The sequence below is a fragment of the Nocardioides antri genome (assembly GCF_008373765.1).
GTDB lineage: Bacteria > Actinomycetota > Actinomycetes > Propionibacteriales > Nocardioidaceae > Nocardioides > Nocardioides antri.
Genome location: NZ_VUJW01000154.1, coordinates 1 through 245 on the forward strand (window position 1 = coordinate 1; position 245 = coordinate 245).

At 62.0% G+C, this 245-nt stretch carries 1 protein-coding gene; it reads left to right on the forward strand.

Annotated features, from left to right (window positions below; all coding sequences use genetic code 11):
- Positions 1 to 103: 103 nt before the first annotated feature.
- Positions 104 to 245, forward strand: a 142-nt coding sequence (locus tag F0U47_RS22865) for a hypothetical protein (RefSeq protein ID WP_497463093.1), incomplete at its 3' end; no start/stop codon positions are given.

Consider the following 245-nt stretch of genomic DNA (forward strand, 5'->3'; position numbering starts at 1 on the left):
CGCTGCCGTAGAGTCAATACCAGCGTCCCCAACACAAACACACACAAAGTTCAAGATGTGCGACGACGATGTTGCTGCGCTTGTAGTCGACAATGGCTCCGGCATGTGCAAGGCCGGTTTCGCCGGCGACGACGCGCCCCGCGCCGTCTTCCCGTCCATCGTGGGTCGCCCTCGCCACCAGGGCGTGATGGTCGGTATGGGCCAGAAAGACTCCTACGTGGGTGACGAGGCCCAGAGCAAGAGAG